Here is a 15,345-nt window from a genome sequence, read left to right on the forward strand (position 1 = left end):
ACAGCCCCCGCCCGGCGGCTCAGAACACCGGCACCCCGTCCCGCGTCAACCTCCAGTCCGCCGCGGCAAATGCCGCCGGATCGATCTCCCCGGTCTCCTGCACCCACCCGATCATCACGTTCCGGATCTCGTCCGACGTCGACCACACCTGCTCAGCAGCCGCCACATGCGGGAAATTACCGCCACCACTCGCCCGGTAATTGTTCACCGCCAGCACGAACCGCGCCGCATCGTCCAACGGCTTCCCGTCAAACATCAGCTTTCCGATCCGCTGCCCCGCCGGCTTCGCGATATCGACCTCGTACGACACCCCGTACACCATGTCGTAGTTGTAATCCGGGATACCGTCCGCATTCGTCACCTTCGACGGATCCACCGGGCCCCCACCGGCCGGCGTCCGCACGTAATACCGCGCCGAGAACTCCAAATACGCCCGCAGCTGAGCACCTGTCAACACCCGGGCCTCCAGAGTGTTGTCGAACGGATAGAGCGCCGCCATCGACCGGATCGTCACATCCCCCTCCGGCACCCGCGCGGTACGCGAAAAGCATGACGCCTGCGACAACACCGGCAACGACGCGGACGCCGAACCCGCCAGCGCCTTGCGCACCACCTCCGCCTGCACCCACGCGATGAAATCCAGAATCGGCGTGTCCTTCACCGGAGCCTCGGCCGCCGTCATCTCCGCCTTCGACCGGCCGATCACCCGGTTCACATACGCCACGACCTTCCGGTGCTCCGCCCGCAACAGACCCGTGATCCGCGCATCCTCCGCCACCGCATTCGAATTCAAGACCCGCGAACCCACCGACCCCACCTCCCAATGCCCGCGGCGCCACTCCACCACCACATCGAAAAGCGTCAGCCGCTGCCCCCACTTCAACGGCTCCGACAGCACCACCTCCCGGCCCGACTGCTTATTCCGCACCCGCCGCTCGGGAACCTCCACATGCGCATGCCCCACCAACACCGCATCGATCCCCGGCACCTGCTCCGCCACCAGCACCGCCGCATTCTCCACATACGGCAGCTGATCCCCGTACGACGACGTACCGCTCATCCCGGAATGCGCCGCGACGAACACCACATCCGCGCCCATCGACCGCAGCTTCGGCACCCACTTCGCCGCCTGCTCCACCAGCCCCGGAAACGCCAGCTTCCCCTGCACATGCGCCTTGTCCCAGATCGCGATCCCCGGATTCGTCAGCCCCAGCACCGCCACCGTCACCACCCGCCCGCGCGGCGACCGCAACCGCTTCAGCACATACGGCCGGAACGCCGGACGCAGTGACCTCGCATCCACCGCATTCGCCCCCAGCAGCGGAAAATCACAGCTCTCCTCGAACTTCCGCAGCACCGGAATGCCGTAATTGAACTCATGATTCCCCAGCGTCGCCGCGTCATAGCCGACCGCATTCATCGCCCGCGCCATCGGATGCACCGGACCGTCCGGATCGGTGATCGGATCCACCTTGGCGTAGTAATACGCCAGCTGCGTCCCCTGAATGGTGTCACCCGCATCGATCAGCAGGGTGTTGTGCCGGCCCTTCTCCTGCCGCACCTGCGTCACCAGCGTCGAAATCTTCGCCAGACCCACGTCATTGTGCGCCGCATCGTCGAACTCCGCGCCCGTGGCGTAGTCCCAGTTGAAGACATTGCCGTGCAGATCCGTCGTGCCCATGACCGTGAACGCATAGCGCTCCCGACGGTGACCGTGCCCGCGCCCGCCCTGCTCCCGGACCTCCACCGCCTCCGCCGCCGGCGCCCCGCCCGCAAGGGCCACACCCGCCCCCGTCACCACAGAACTCCCCAAGAACTTCCTACGGTCGAGCGACATGCCAACTCCCTCGGACGCACGCGGAACCACACGGACGAACGCCGCCACACAGGGCGACGACGCGCGTAGATTCTGGCGCAGCCGACCCTCCCGGAACACCCCTCACACACGGCGGCCGAATGACCCGCCACCGGCCGCCCCGATATGCGACCCTTCACCACCCACACCCCACCCTCACCCACCGATTTCACCCCCGGGAGCCACCCATGACCGACCCCGCCGACGACACCCCCACCCCCGCCGTCCCCACCACCGGCACCACCCCCACCGCCCTTCCCTACGGCACCCCCGACACCCCCCGCCTCGCCGTACGCGGCGAAGCCCGCCTCGAAGTCGACCCCGAAATCGCCCGCATCGCCCTCACCATCAGCGCCCGCGGCACCGACCGCACCGCCGCCCTCACCGACCTCACCCGCCGCAACGAAACCGCCCTCACCCTCATCAAGAGCTACGGCGACGCCATCGAAAAACTCGAAACCGGCACCTTCAGCCTCACCCCCGAGCTCACCGAAAAAGGCCGCCACGAACGCATCCGCGCCTACCACGGACGCGTCACCCACACCGCCACCCTCAACGACTTCACCCTCCTCGGCGAACTCACCACCCGCCTCGCCGACCTCGACCTCACCAGCGTCGACGGCCCCTGGTGGGCCCTGCGCCCCGACTCACCCGCCCACCGGGCCGCCCGTACCCAGGCCGTCCACGAAGCCGTCCAGCGCGCCCGCGAATACGCCGAAGCCCTCGGCGCCCGCCTCGACGCCCTCCTCGAAATCGCCGACCTCGGCGCCGAGAACACCGCCCCCATGGCCGCCCCCGCCATGCGCTCCTTCGCCGGCTACGGCGGCGCCACCCAGGAATCCGCCCCCGCCCTCGATCTCGAACCCCAGCGCCAGGCCGTCTACGCCAACGTCAACGCACGCTTTACGATGACCCGTCCCGTACTGTGAGACCACTCCGCGCGAGGGCTATATTCCGCTCATCGGAGCGCCTTCGCGCGCATTCCATTACTTGTCAACAGCCTTTCACCAAGCGCTCGTTGAGCAGTCACTTTCTTACAGTTCCCTACCGCCCGGTAAGTCATAGAGTCGAAACATGCGCCGAGCAAAGATCGTCTGCACTCTGGGACCCGCCACCGACTCGTACGAGCAGATCAAAGCCCTCGTCGACGCCGGAATGGACATCGCCCGCTTCAACCTCAGCCACGGCACCTACGCCGACCACGAGGCACGATTCGACCGGGTCCGCAAAGCATCCGAAGAAACCCGCCGCAGCGTCGGCATCCTCGCCGATCTTCAAGGTCCGAAGATCCGCCTCGGCCGATTCCGCGAAGGCCCTGTACTTCTCGAACGCGACGATGAGTTCACCATCACCGTGGAACCCGAGGTGGAAGGCGACCGCCAGATCTGCGGCACCACCTACCACGGCCTCGCCGCCGACGTCACCACCGGCGAATGCATCCTCGTCGACGACGGCAAGGTCACCCTCGAAGTCACCGGTGTCGACGGACCCCACGTCCACACCAAGGTCATCGAAGGCGGCATGGTCTCCGACCACAAGGGCCTCAACCTCCCCGGCGTCGCCGTCTCCGTCCCCGCCCTCTCCGAAAAGGACCGGGACGACCTCCGCTGGGCCTTGCGCTACGGCGCCGACATCATCGCCCTCTCCTTCGTCCGCAGCGGCCGCGACATCGAAGACGTCCACCGCATCATGCGCGAGGAGAACCGCTATCTGCCCGTCATCGCCAAGGTCGAAAAGCCCCAGGCCGTCGACAACATCGACGACATCGTCGCCGCCTTCGACGGCATCATGGTCGCCCGCGGCGACCTCGGCGTCGAAATGCCCCTCGAAACCGTCCCGATCGTCCAGAAGCGCGCCATCAAACTCGCCAAGCGCAACGCCAAACCGGTCATCGTCGCCACCCAGATGCTCGACTCGATGATCGACAACTCCCGCCCCACCCGCGCCGAGGCCTCCGACGTCGCCAACGCCGTCATCGACGGCACCGACGCCGTCATGCTCTCCGGCGAGACCAGCGTCGGGAAGTACGCCACCGAGACCGTCAAAACCATGAGCCGCATCGTCGAGGCCGCCGAGGAAGACCTCCTCGCCAAGGGCCTCCCGCCGCTCACCGAGGCCAACAAGCCCCGCACCCAGGGCGGTGCCGTCGCCCGCGCCGCCGCCGACATGGGCGACTTCCTCGGCGCCAAGTTCCTCGTCGCCTTCACCCAGTCCGGCGACACCGTCCGCCGCCTCTCCCGCTACCGCTCACCCATCCCGCTCCTGGCCTTCACCCCCGACCCGGCCACCCGCTCCCAGCTCAACGTCAGCTGGGGCGTGGAAACCTTCCTCGGCCCGACCGTCAACTCCACCGACGAGATGGTCGCCCAGGTCGACGAGCAGCTCCTCCGGCTCGGCCGCTGCCAGAAGGGCGACGTCGTCATCATCACCGCCGGCTCCCCGCCCGGCGTCCCCGGCTCCACCAACCTCGTCCGCGTCCACCACATCGGCGAGGACGACTCCCCGAAGTAGCCCCACCCGCACCGCGATCCCGCTGGGCCGAGGTATCTGACTGCCGTCCCTGTCAGTACTTCGGCCCGATGTGTCGGTCCATGAGGGCGACGGAGTTCTTGCGGGCCACGGAGATGTTCTCGGCTTTCCGGGATTGCCGGGAGGGTTTCCACTCGACCCCGACTGCGTCGAGGGTGTCGGTGTAGAGGCGGATGATGTCGGCGGACATGTTGGTGAAGAAGTACCGCGGATACTCGTAGCGTTTGCGCTCGCCGCCCACCATCCTGGTCGTCCAGTTGGTGATGCGGCAGCCGTCGGAATGGATGAGTCCGCGGAGGAACTCCCAGGGATGCGCGTCCACGAGCCGCTGCTGCCAGGCTTCGAGCGCGATCGGCCGCTCGTGCTTCTTGCCGGGGCCGTGCTGGGGGAAGAGGCAGGGCCAGTGGTGGCTGTAGCTGGTCACCATCACGCAGCCCTCGCGCTGGATGACGCAGACACTGTTCGTCGGGCGGACCGCCTTCACCGCCTCGCGGCACGCCACGATCAACCCCGGCCATGCGTCCGCACACGCGATGCGCAGCGCGAATCCGCGTCGTCGGGGCTGCTTGCTGAGGCAGCCGTCTCCGAGGTAGAGGCCGAGTAAATAGGCGTATGCCGTGGCCGCCTCAGGCGGTCGGGGCACTCGCTCGCATCGCGGGCATTCCGTCGTGCGCGAGAGGGGCTCGATCCTGGTCTGCCAGGAGCGGATGGCGAAGCGGGATATCCCGGTCTGCTTGCTCACGGAATGGAGACTGCGGCCCTGGGCGACGAGGGTGAGAGCCTGCTCGCGCGTGGTGCGGTCGTACATGTATGCGAGCTTGAGGCAAAGGTGGTCTTCGTAGACCTGGCCGAGCTGATGTTCGCTCCATTGAGCGAACTTCGGCGATCGTCAGGTGACCTTGGAATCGAAGGTAAAGTGCCCCGGGTCGGACTCGAACCGACACTGTATGGGTTTTGAATCCATTGCCTGCTGCCAATTGGGCTACCGGGGCCAACGGAATCCAAGGTTAACGTCTACCTGCTGTGGGACCACCTTACAGGAGATAGGTAGGCTCTTGGGGCACCACCTGCCTGGAATGAGGAGTCCCGTGAGCGCCGCCGAGCCCGAGCAGCCCGTCGCCGATGACGATCAGTCGCACGTCCCGCCGCTGACCACGCGCGTCGTGATCGCCGAGGACGAGGCCCTCATCCGTCTCGACCTCAAAGAGATGCTGGAGGAGGAGGGCTACACCGTCGTCGGCGAGGCCGGGGACGGCCAGACCGCCGTGGAGCTGGCCCGGGAGCACCGTCCCGACCTGGTGATCCTGGACGTGAAGATGCCGGTGCTGGACGGTATCTCGGCGGCCGAGAAGATCGCCGAGGAGAGCATCGCGCCGGTGCTGATGCTGACCGCGTTCTCGCAGCGTGAGCTGGTGGAGCGGGCGCGGGACGCGGGTGCGATGGCGTATCTGGTGAAGCCGTTCTCGAAGAGCGATGTGGTTCCGGCGATCGAGATGGCGGTGAGCCGGTTCACCGAGCTGAAGACGCTGGAGAACGAGGTCGCTGACCTCACGCAGCGGCTGGAGACCCGGAAGCTGGTGGACCGGGCGAAGAGCATTCTGCAGACGCAGTACGGGCTGACGGAGCCGGCCGCGTTCCGGTGGATCCAGAAGACCTCGATGGACCGCAGGCTGTCGATGCAGCAGGTGGCCGAGGCGGTCATCGAGGACGCCGAGGAGAAGAAGCAGCAGAAGGACCAGTAGGACGAGTAGGCCCGTAGCGAGCGCGCGGCCCCGTACCGGTGTTGACCGGTGCGGGGCCGCGCGCGTTGTGGTGCGGTGTGTCAGTCCTCGCCGAGGTAGGCCTTGCGGACGGATTCGTCGTGGAGGAGGGAGGCGCCGGTTCCGGAGTGGACGATGCGGCCGATTTCCATGACGTGTCCCTGGTCGGCGAGGGAGAGCGCGGCCTGGGCGTTCTGTTCGACGAGCAGGATGGTGGTGCCTTGGGAGCGGAGTTCGCGGATGGTCTCCATGATCTTCTGCATCATGATCGGGGAGAGGCCCATGGAGGGCTCGTCGAGCATGAGGAGTTTGGGGCGGGACATCAGGGCGCGGCCCATGGCGAGCATTTGCTGTTCGCCGCCGGAGAGGGTGCCGGAGGCTTGCTTGCTGCGTTCGCCGAGGATGGGGAAGAGCTCGTAGACGCGTTGGATGTCTTTCTCGATGCCGTCGGCGTCCTTGCGGAGGAAGGCGCCGAGCTTGAGGTTTTCGGCGATGGTGAGGCGGGGGAAGAGGCGGCGGCCTTCGGGGGAGTGGGCGAGGCCGCGTTCGACGATCTTGTGAGCGGGGACGCCGTTGAGCGGTTCGCCATCGAAGGTGATCTTGCCGGCGAGGGGCTTGAGGAGGCCGGAGAGGGTGCGCAGGGTGGTGGTCTTTCCGGCGCCGTTGGTGCCGATGAGGGTGACGGCCTGGCCTGCTTCGACGGAGAACGAGATGCCTTTGACGGCTTCGATCTTGCCGTAGGCGACGCGGAGGTCCTCGACCTCGAGCAGTGCGGTCATGGGGTGTCTCCGGTCTGTCCCTGGGCCGGCCGGTCTGCGGGGGCCGCTCCGTCTGCTGCGTCGGGTTCTGCTGCCGTGTCCGGGGCGTCGGGTCCGGCCGGGTCCGGCGCGGCTGCCGGGCCGGTGGCCTGGTCGGGTGCCGCGACGTCCTCGACGGGGGTGCCCAGGTAGGCGGCGATGACGCGTTCGTCCGCCTGGACGACTTCCGCGGTGCCTTCGACGAGTTTCTGTCCTTGGACGAGGACGGCGACGCGGTCGCACATGTTGAAGATGAAGCGCATGTCGTGCTCGATGACGAGGACGGCGATGCCCTGTGCGCGGATGGCGAGGACGAGTTCCTGGGTGGCGCGGGTTTCCTGGGGGTTCATGCCGGCGGTCGGTTCGTCCAGCAGCAGCAGTCCGGGTTCGCTGGCGAGGGCGCGGGCGATTTCGAGCTTGCGTTGTTCGCCGTAGGGGAGGTTGCGGGCGAGGTGGTCGCGTTTGTGGGCGAGGCCGGTGAATTCCAGGAGTTCCATGGCGCGTTGTTCGCTGCCGCGCTCGGCCTTCTTGAATCCGGGGCCGCGCAGCAGTGCGGACCAGAGCCCTTCCTTGGTGCGCGTGTGCCGTCCGACGAGGACGTTTTCGAGGACGGTCATGTTGGCGAAGAGCCGGATGTTCTGGAAGGTGCGGGCGACGCCGGCCTGGGTGACGAGGTGGGGTTTGCGGGAGAGGCGGGTGCCTCGGTAGCTGACGGTGCCTTCGGTGGGCACGTAGAGGCCGGTGAGGCAGTTGAAGAAGGTGGTTTTGCCGGCGCCGTTGGGGCCGATGAGGCCGACGATTTCGCCGGCGCCGACGGTGAGGTCGACGCCGCGTACGGCGGTGAGTCCGCCGAAGCGCATGGTGACGCCGTCGGCTCGCAGGACGGTGTCGGTGTCAGTGGCGGGTGTGAGGCTGGGTGATGTGGTCATGGTCGTCACGCCTTTGCCTTGGTGGCGCCGAGGGTGGCGTCTGCGTCGGGGAGGCGCTGGTCGGGCACGTCGAGCTGGCCGGTTTCGTGGAATTCGAGCTGCTTCCTGCGGTCGGGGATGAGGCCTTCGGGGCGGAAGCGCATGAGGAGGACGAGGGCGATGCCGAAGAGGAGGAGCTGGTAGTCCTGGAGGAAGTCGAGTTTGGCGGGGATGAGGAAGAGGAGGGCGGCGCCGACGAGGGGTCCGCTGAGGGTTCCCATGCCGCCGAGGATGACGGCGGCGAGGAGGAAGGCGGAGTTGGGCGGCTGGGGCCCGGCGAACTGGAACTGTTCGGGGGTGGCGGTGGTGACGACGTGGGCGTGCACGGTGCCGGCGAGTCCGGCGAGGGCGGCGCCGAGGGCGAAGGCCAGGAGGCGGAGGCGGAAGCTGTTGATGCCCATGGCGATGGCGGCGGTCTCGTCCTCGCGGATGGCGATCCAGGCGCGGCCGATGCGGGAGGCCGCGGCGCGCCGGAAGACGAGGACGACGAAGGCCGTCACGAGGATCATCAGCAGGTAGTAGTTGCCGTAGGTGGCGATGGGGATGCCGAGGATGTCGTGGGGTTCGCCGAAGTTGAAGCCGAAGATTTCGAGGTTGGGGATGTTGGGGATGCCCATGGCGCCGTTGGTGACGTCGGGGCCGGTGGTGCCGTTGAGGTTGAGCATGGCGATGCGGAAGATCTCACCGAAGCCGAGTGTGACGATGGCGAGATAGTCGCCTCGTAGGCGCAGGGTGGGGGCGCCGATGAGGACGCCGAAGACGAGGGAGGCCGCGGCGCCGGTCAGGAGGGCTGCCCAGAAGGGGAAGTGGAGCCCGAAGGCGGATTCGGGGGAGCCGGAGACGAGGGCGGCGGCGTAGGCGCCGACGCCGAGGAAGGCGACGTAGCCGAGGTCGAGGAGGCCGGCGAGGCCGACGACGACGTTGAGGCCCAGGGCGACGGTGGCGAAGATCAGGATGTTGGCCCCGATGATCGTGTACTGGTCGGTGTCCTGGGTGAAGGGGAAGCAGGCGGCGGCGATGAAGGCCGCGCCGAGGGCCACGCCGCGGTGGGTGCGGGTGAGTGCGGTGAGGCGCGCGATGAGTCCGGCCCGGTTGAGGGCGGGGATGGCGATCACCATGAAGATCAGGTAGCCGACGAAGGGGGCGCCGTCGTCGGTGTCGATGCCGTAGGTGAAGGCGAGGAGCCCGGCGGCGAAGGCGGCGGCGATGATCAGGATCTCGGCCCAGGAGGGGAGTTCGCGGGTGCGGGGCCTGAGGGGGGAGGCGGCGAGGCTCGCGGTGAAGCGCTGCCAGGGGGTGCCGGGCTGTTTGCCGTCGGCCTGGTCGGGGGGCAGGGCGAGGGCGCCGGCGAGGGTGATCAGGGAGGTGACGGCCGCGAGGGCGCCGCCCGGTTCGAGGTTGATCAGGCCGTTGAGGTGGACGGCGATGGCGATGAGGGTGAACCAGGTGGCGGCGAAGGTGGCGAGGGCCGCGAGGAGGGTGGGGGCGTGGCGCCCTGCGGGGGTGAGCCACTGCAGGCCGCGGATGCCGAGGGCCGCGAGGGCGAACAGCAGGGTGAGGACGCCGCCGACGAGGGTGACGACCTGCAGTCCGGCGGGGGAGAAGTAGTAGGTGAGGTCGCCGGGGAAGTCGCTGCTCCAGGTCCAGGCGAGGCCGGTGGTGGCAGTGGTGGCGAGGGCGCCTGCGGCGGTGAGGAGGCGCGCGGTGCGCTCGGGGAGGGGTATCAGGCCGCGGGCCGGGGTGGTGGTGGTCTTCGTGGTCATCGGTATCACGCCCGATCCGCGACGCGTTCGCCCAGGAGGCCTTGTGGTCTCAACAGGAGTACGAGGATGAGGAGGACGAAGGCCCAGACGTCCTTCCAGGCTCCGCCGCCGAATTGCTCCATGCCGGGTATTTCCTCGATGTAGGCGGTGGCGAGGGCTTCGGCGACGCCGAGGACGACACCGCCGAGCATGGCGCCGTAGATGTTGCCGATGCCGCCGAGCACGGCCGCGGTGAAGGCCTTGAGGCCCATGATGAAGCCCATGCGGAACTGGACCTCGCCGGTGCGCAGTCCGTAGGCGACGGCGGCGACGCCGGCGAAGGCGGCGCCGATGGCGAAGGCGAGGACGATGATGCGGTCGGTGTTGATGCCCATGAGCTTGGCGGTGTCGGGGTCCTGCGCGGTGGCCTGCATGGCGCGGCCGCTGCGGGTTTTGGCGACGAAGAAGCCGAGGGCGATCATGCAGGCGGGGGCGGCGACGAGGACGAAGACGTCGCCGCGCTGGACGGTGGCGCCGAGGATGTCGAAGGCCTCGCCCTTGAACTGGGGGAAGACGCGGGCCTGTTTGCCGTCGGGGTACCACTTCCAGACGGCTTGCTGGAGGGCGATGGACAGGCCGATGGCGGTGATGAGGGGGGCGAGGCGTGGGGCGCCGCGCAATGGTCGGTAGGCGAATCGTTCCGCTGCTATGCCGACGAGGACGGACACGGCGATGCCGCCGAGGAGCATGACCGGCAGGGCGAGGGCGAGTGAGGTGCCGGCGGGCAGTGCGAGGAAGACGCTGAGCGCTCCGAAGCCGCCGACCATGAAGATCTCGCCATGGGCGAAGTTGATGAGCTGGACGATTCCGTAGACCATCGTGTAGCCGATCGCGATGAGACCGTACATCGCGCCGAGGATGAGTCCGTTGGCCAGCTGTTGCGGCAGTTCGCTCACCGCAGGGCCTCCGTTGCGTGGGAGTGAGAAGAGTCCGGGGTGTCCCGGTGTGCGCGGGCCGCGCCAGGGTCGTTCGTGCGTCCTGGCGCGGCCCGGGGTGGTGTGGGGTGGTGCGGTCGGTCAGCTCTTGTCGAACTTCTTGAATTCGGCGCTGAAGCGGGAGGCCCAGGCGCCCTTGTCGACCTGGTAGGCGGTGATCATGGTGTTGGTGGTGTCGCCGTATTTGTCGAAGGCGATGGGGCCGGTGACACCGTCGAAGGTGACCTTGTTCATCGCGTCGACGACCTTCTTGCGGGCGTCCTCGGGGAGCTTGCCGTCGTTGTCCTCGACGACCTTCTTCACGGCCTGGATGAGGGCCCAGGTCGAGTCGTAGGTGGAGCCGCCGTAGGCCTCGTAGGACTCCTTGAAGCCGGCTGCCTTGTAGTCGGCGATGAACTTCTTGGCGGAGGGGAGCTCCTCGACGGGCTTGCCGACGGAGGAGGCGTAGTCGCCCTGGGCCTTCTTGTTGAGCTTGATGTAGTCGCCGCTGTACATGCCGTCGCCGCCCATGAGGGGGACGGTGACGCCGCCGTCCTTGAGCTGCTGGCTGAGCGGGCCGGAGGCGGGGTACTCGCCGCCGTAGAAGACCACGTCGGGCTTGGCGGACTTGACCTTGGAGACGACGGCCTTGAAGTCACGGTCGTCGGGGCTGACGTGTTCGGTGCCGACGATCTTTCCGCCGAGCTTGCTGAACTGGTCCTTGAAGGAGGAGGCGAGGCCGACGCCGTAGGTCTTCTGGTCGTCGATCACATAGGCCTTCTTGACCTTCATCTTTTCCCACGCGTACTGGCCGTCGAAGGCGCCCTGCACCTCGTCGGTGGTGGCGGTGCGGAAGTAGGTGGGGAACTGGCGGACGCGCTTGTTCTGCTTCCAGTCCTTGCCCTGGGTGAGGTCGGGCGTGGTGTTCGCCGGCGAGATCAGGGTGAGGTCGTTCTGCTTGGAGACCTGCTGCATGGACTGGGCGACGCCGGAGTTGAGCGGGCCGACGATGCCGAGCACGTCCTTGTCGCCCGCGAGCTTGGTGGCGTTCTGCTGGCCGACGTTGGGGAGGGCCTTGTCGTCGAGTGCTTCGAGCTTGAAGGTGACGCCCTTGACCTCGCCGGATTTGTTGGCGGTGTCGATGGCGAGCTGGGCGGAGTTGCGGATGCCCAGGCCCAGGGCGGAGAGCTCGCCGGTGGTGGGGGCGTCGAGGCCGATGACGACGGTGGACTTTCCTTCGCCGCTCTTGTTGTCGTCGCCGCGCGAGCCGCACGCGGAGAGCGTGAGGGCGCCGGTGGTGACTGCGGTGGTGAGGATGAGCAAGGAACGGTGACGCACGATCAGTCCTTTCCCTGGCGCGGCCACGACTGTCGCATGGCCGTTTCGCTCGCCGGGCTGTACGGAGTCGTACAGGGGTGTGCTGGGGCAGCACACCCGGCGGCGCGGTGACTGGCGGTGACTCTAAGCCGGTGTTCGTCGCACCGGCAGAGGCGCCGACCAGGATGTGACGCTCTTGTTATGACCTTCGATGAGCGTTATGCCGTTATGGTCCTTACACCGGAGGGCGAACACGGCGCGGAGGGCGAACTCGCACTTCCACGGGCGTATCAGGGCGCGTGGTGACGCAGCGGCGTCCGGATAGCGGATGCGCCGGGTGCGGTGGTGCGGGTGCCCATGGGGGGTACGGGAGTTGAGCCGGGGACCGCCGGGCGCCGGGGTTACTCAGCGTTACAGAGATGCGTGCGGCCCCGCTCCCGGGACCGGGGGCGGGGCCGTGGCGGCGGCCGGCGGAGCGCCGGCCGGGGTGGGTCAGCCGCGGTAGGCGTCGGTGTCCACCTCGCGCAGCATGCAGGTCAGCCGGGCGGTGCAGACCCGCTTGTCCTGTTCGTCGGTGATCACGATCTCGTAGGTGGCGGTGGAGCGGCCGCGGTGTACGGGGGTGGCGACACCGGTGACCAGTCCGGAGCGGACGCCGCGGTGGTGGGTGCAGTTCAGGTCGACGCCGACGGCGAGCTTGGTGGGGCCGCCGTGGAGCATGGCGCCGACGGAGCCGAGGGTCTCGGCGAGGACGGCCGAGGCGCCGCCGTGCAGCAGCCCGTAGGGCTGGGTGTTGCCCTCGACGGGCATGGTGCCGACGATCCGCTCGGGCGCGGCCTCGGTGACCTGCACGCTCATCCGCTCGCCGAGGTGTCCGGCGGAGAAGAACGAGGGCAGGTCGAGGCCGAGGCCGGCCCACTGGTCGAGGATCTCCTGCGGAAACTTGGTCGTGCTGCGCTCACCCATGCCTACGGCTCCGTTCGTCACCCGTGATCGTCGTCGATCCGTGCCTGTTCCTATCAGGCTCCTGAGCAAGCGCTCAGCGCGGGGTGGTTGTTCCCGCCGGCCTGCCGGTGGTGGTCAGTCCTCGCGGGGCTTCTCCAGGCGGATCACGACGGACTTGGAGGCCGGGGTGTTGCTGGTGTCGGCGGTGTGGTCGAGCGGGATGAGCACATTGGTCTCGGGGTAGTAGGCGGCCGCGCAGCCGCGGGCCGTCGGGTAGTGCACGACGCGGAAGCCGGGCGCGCGCCGCTCGCTGCCGTCCGTCCATTCGCTGACCAGGTCGGTGTACGCGCCGTCGGCCAGGCCCCGTTCGCGGGCGTCGTCGGGGTGGAGGAGCACCACCCGGCGGCCGTTCTTGATGCCGCGGTAGCGGTCGTCGAGGCCGTAGATCGTGGTGTTGTACTGGTCGTGGGAGCGCAGCGTCTGCAGCAGCAGCCGCCCTTCCGGGGCGGTGGGGTATTCGACGGGCGCGGCGGTGAAGTTGGCCTTCCCGGTGGCGGTGGGGAAGCTGCGGCTGTCCCGGGGGGCGTGCGGGAGGGCGAAGCCCCCGGGGCGGGCGACCCTGGTGTTGAAGTCCTCGAAGCCCGGGATGACATGGGAGATACGGTCGCGGATCGTCGCGTAGTCCCGCGCGAACTCCTCCCAGGGGGTGCGGCTGCCGGCGCCCAGGACGCGGCGGGCCAGGCGGGCGACGATGGCCGTCTCGGACAGCAGTTGGGGGCCGGCGGGCTCCAGGCGGCCGCGGGAGGCGTGCACCATGCCCATGGAGTCCTCGACCGTCACGAACTGTTCAGCGGGCGCGCCGTCCGGGCCGGTCTGCACATCGCGTTCCGTGCGGCCCAGCGTCGGCAGGATCAGCGCGCGGGCGCCGGTGATCACGTGCGAGCGGTTGAGCTTGGTGGAGACATGGACGGTCAGCCGGGCGCGGCGCATGGCGGCCTCGGTGACGTCGGTGTCGGGGGTGGCGGAGACGAAGTTGCCGCCCATCGCGAAGAACACCTTGGCCTGCCCGTCGCGCAGGGCGCGGATGGCGCGCACGACATCGAGGCCGTGCTCCCGGGGCGGGGCGAAGCCGAACTCCTTCTCCAGGGCGTCGAGGAAGGCGGGTGCGGGCCGCTCGAAGATGCCCATGGTGCGGTCGCCCTGGACGTTGCTGTGGCCGCGGACGGGGCAGACGCCGGCGCCGGGGCGGCCTATGTTGCCGCGCAGCAGAAGGAAGTTGACGACTTCCTGGATGGTGGGGACGGAGTGCTTGTGCTGGGTCAGGCCCATCGCCCAGCACACGATGGTGCGGCGTGAGCCGAGGACCATGGCGAGCGCGCGGTCGATCTCCTCGCGGGTCAGGCCGGTGGCGCGCAGCGTCTCGTCCCAGTCGTCATCGGCGCGGGCCGTGCGCGCGAACTCCTCGAAGCCGTGGGTGTGTTCACGGATGAAGTCCTCGTCGAGGGCTCCCTCGGTGTCGAGGAGGCAGCGGTTGAGGGCGCGGAAGAGCGCCTGGTCGCCGCCGAGGCGTACCTGGAGGAAGAGGTCGGTGAGCGCGGTGCCGCCGCCGGCCAGCCCGCGGGGGGTCTGCGGGTTCTTGAAGCGCTCCAGGCCGGCCTCGGGCAGTGGATTGATCGAGATGATCTTCGTGCCGCCGGCCTTGGCCTTCTCCAGGGCGGTGAGCATCCGTGGGTGGTTGGTGCCCGGGTTCTGGCCGGCGACGATGATCAGGTCGGCCTTGTAGAGGTCCTCCAGGAGGACGCTGCCCTTGCCGATGCCGATGGTCTCCGTCAGGGCGGAGCCCGACGACTCGTGGCACATGTTGGAGCAGTCGGGGAGGTTGTTGGTGCCGAATTCGCGGGCGAAGAGCTGGTAGAGGAAGGCGGCTTCGTTGCTGGTGCGGCCGGAGGTGTAGAAGACGGCCTCGTCGGGGGAGCCGAGGGCGGTCAGCTCCTCGCCGATGATGTCGAAGGCCCGTTCCCAGGTCACCGGCTCGTAGTGGTCGGCGCCCTCGGCGAGGTACATGGGGTGGGTGAGGCGGCCCTGCTGGCCGAGCCAGTAGCCGCTGCGGGTCGCGAGGTCGGCGACGGAGTGCTCGGTGAAGAAGTCCGGGGTGACGCGGCGCAGGGTGGCCTCTTCGGCGACGGCCTTGGCGCCGTTCTCGCAGAACTCGGCGGTGTGCGGCTTGTCGGGCTCGGGCCAGGCGCAGCCGGGGCAGTCGAAGCCGTTCGGCTGGTTGACGCGCAGGAGGGTGAGGGCGGTGCGCCGCACGCCCATCTGCTGCTGGGAGATGCGCAGGGCGTGGGTGATGGCCGGCAGCCCGACGGCGGAGTGCTGGGGTTCGCTGACCTGGGGCGCGTCCTGGACGGGGTCCGACGCGGGCGGCTTGCCTGCCATGGCGCTCTCCCTTGAGCCGTGA

At 68.5% G+C, this 15,345-nt stretch carries 12 protein-coding genes and 1 tRNA gene; 3 read left to right on the plus strand and 10 right to left on the minus strand.

The window, feature by feature from the left end; translation table 11 throughout:
• Positions 1 to 19 precede the first annotated feature (19 nt).
• The gene (locus STRNI_RS30955) at positions 20 to 1,837 is read right to left on the minus strand and encodes a bifunctional metallophosphatase/5'-nucleotidase (protein ID WP_277412403.1); all 1,818 of its coding nucleotides are present in this window, start codon (positions 1,835 to 1,837) and stop codon (positions 20 to 22) included.
• A 206-nt stretch (positions 1,838 to 2,043) separates the two neighbouring features.
• On the opposite strand from STRNI_RS30955, the gene STRNI_RS30960 reads away from it, so the two are divergent.
• Complete coding sequence (locus STRNI_RS30960; protein WP_277412404.1) at positions 2,044 to 2,784, plus strand: SIMPL domain-containing protein; 741 nt, start codon at positions 2,044 to 2,046, stop codon at positions 2,782 to 2,784.
• Between the two features lie 145 nt (positions 2,785 to 2,929).
• On the plus strand, positions 2,930 to 4,366 hold the full coding sequence (gene pyk, locus STRNI_RS30965; RefSeq protein ID WP_277412405.1) for a pyruvate kinase: 1,437 nt from the start codon (positions 2,930 to 2,932) through the stop codon (positions 4,364 to 4,366).
• A 52-nt stretch (positions 4,367 to 4,418) separates the two neighbouring features.
• Here pyk and STRNI_RS30970 read toward each other — a convergent pair whose 3' ends face one another.
• Both STRNI_RS30970 and STRNI_RS30975 read right to left on the minus strand, forming a co-directional pair.
• Complete coding sequence (locus STRNI_RS30970) at positions 4,419 to 5,192, minus strand: transcriptional regulator (protein WP_277412406.1); 774 nt, start codon at positions 5,190 to 5,192, stop codon at positions 4,419 to 4,421.
• Between the two features lie 109 nt (positions 5,193 to 5,301).
• Positions 5,302 to 5,376 (minus strand) — tRNA-Leu (locus STRNI_RS30975).
• A gap of 84 nt (positions 5,377 to 5,460) precedes the next feature.
• Between STRNI_RS30975 and STRNI_RS30980 the strand changes: the two genes are divergently transcribed.
• On the plus strand, positions 5,461 to 6,126 hold the full coding sequence (locus STRNI_RS30980; protein WP_086021823.1) for an ANTAR domain-containing response regulator: 666 nt from the start codon (positions 5,461 to 5,463) through the stop codon (positions 6,124 to 6,126).
• Between the two features lie 80 nt (positions 6,127 to 6,206).
• Here the strand turns inward: STRNI_RS30980 and STRNI_RS30985 are convergent, their stop codons facing one another.
• The 7 genes from STRNI_RS30985 to STRNI_RS31015 form a co-directional block, all read right to left on the minus strand.
• Entirely contained in the window at positions 6,207 to 6,923 is a 717-nt protein-coding gene (locus STRNI_RS30985; RefSeq protein WP_018090342.1) for an ABC transporter ATP-binding protein, read from the minus strand.
• Positions 6,920 to 7,870, minus strand: a complete 951-nt coding sequence (locus STRNI_RS30990) for an ABC transporter ATP-binding protein (protein ID WP_277412407.1) — start codon at positions 7,868 to 7,870, stop codon at positions 6,920 to 6,922. The genes STRNI_RS30985 and STRNI_RS30990 overlap by 4 nt, the downstream gene beginning before the upstream one ends.
• Positions 7,871 to 7,875: 5 nt before the next feature.
• On the minus strand, positions 7,876 to 9,672 hold the full coding sequence (locus STRNI_RS30995) for a branched-chain amino acid ABC transporter permease (protein WP_277412408.1): 1,797 nt from the start codon (positions 9,670 to 9,672) through the stop codon (positions 7,876 to 7,878).
• Positions 9,673 to 9,677: 5 nt separating this feature from the next.
• Positions 9,678 to 10,607: a branched-chain amino acid ABC transporter permease gene (locus tag STRNI_RS31000; RefSeq protein WP_018090345.1), complete on the minus strand. Its 930-nt coding sequence runs from the start codon at positions 10,605 to 10,607 to the stop codon at positions 9,678 to 9,680.
• 120 nt (positions 10,608 to 10,727) lie between these two features.
• Positions 10,728 to 11,948, minus strand: coding sequence for a branched-chain amino acid ABC transporter substrate-binding protein (locus STRNI_RS31005; RefSeq protein WP_018090346.1), 1,221 nt, complete (start codon positions 11,946 to 11,948; stop codon positions 10,728 to 10,730).
• Positions 11,949 to 12,434: 486 nt separating this feature from the next.
• On the minus strand, positions 12,435 to 12,908 hold the full coding sequence (locus tag STRNI_RS31010; RefSeq protein WP_018090347.1) for a PaaI family thioesterase: 474 nt from the start codon (positions 12,906 to 12,908) through the stop codon (positions 12,435 to 12,437).
• A gap of 114 nt (positions 12,909 to 13,022) precedes the next feature.
• On the minus strand, positions 13,023 to 15,323 hold the full coding sequence (locus STRNI_RS31015) for an FdhF/YdeP family oxidoreductase (RefSeq protein ID WP_277412409.1): 2,301 nt from the start codon (positions 15,321 to 15,323) through the stop codon (positions 13,023 to 13,025).
• Positions 15,324 to 15,345 lie beyond the last annotated feature (22 nt).

The sequence above is a fragment of the Streptomyces nigrescens genome (assembly GCF_027626975.1).
GTDB lineage: Bacteria > Actinomycetota > Actinomycetes > Streptomycetales > Streptomycetaceae > Streptomyces > Streptomyces nigrescens.

Coding starts and splice junctions, on each gene's coding strand:
- STRNI_RS30955 (WP_277412403.1), bottom strand. CDS start 1,837: ATGTCGCTCGACCGTAGGAAGTTCTTGGGGAGTTCTGTGGTGACGGGG.
- STRNI_RS30960 (WP_277412404.1), top strand. CDS start 2,044: ATGACCGACCCCGCCGACGACACCCCCACCCCCGCCGTCCCCACCACC.
- pyk (WP_277412405.1), top strand. CDS start 2,930: ATGCGCCGAGCAAAGATCGTCTGCACTCTGGGACCCGCCACCGACTCG.
- STRNI_RS30970 (WP_277412406.1), bottom strand. CDS start 5,192: ATGTACGACCGCACCACGCGCGAGCAGGCTCTCACCCTCGTCGCCCAG.
- STRNI_RS30980 (WP_086021823.1), top strand. CDS start 5,461: ATGAGGAGTCCCGTGAGCGCCGCCGAGCCCGAGCAGCCCGTCGCCGAT.
- STRNI_RS30985 (WP_018090342.1), bottom strand. CDS start 6,923: ATGACCGCACTGCTCGAGGTCGAGGACCTCCGCGTCGCCTACGGCAAG.
- STRNI_RS30990 (WP_277412407.1), bottom strand. CDS start 7,870: ATGACCACATCACCCAGCCTCACACCCGCCACTGACACCGACACCGTC.
- STRNI_RS30995 (WP_277412408.1), bottom strand. CDS start 9,672: ATGACCACGAAGACCACCACCACCCCGGCCCGCGGCCTGATACCCCTC.
- STRNI_RS31010 (WP_018090347.1), bottom strand. CDS start 12,908: ATGGGTGAGCGCAGCACGACCAAGTTTCCGCAGGAGATCCTCGACCAG.
- STRNI_RS31015 (WP_277412409.1), bottom strand. CDS start 15,323: ATGGCAGGCAAGCCGCCCGCGTCGGACCCCGTCCAGGACGCGCCCCAG.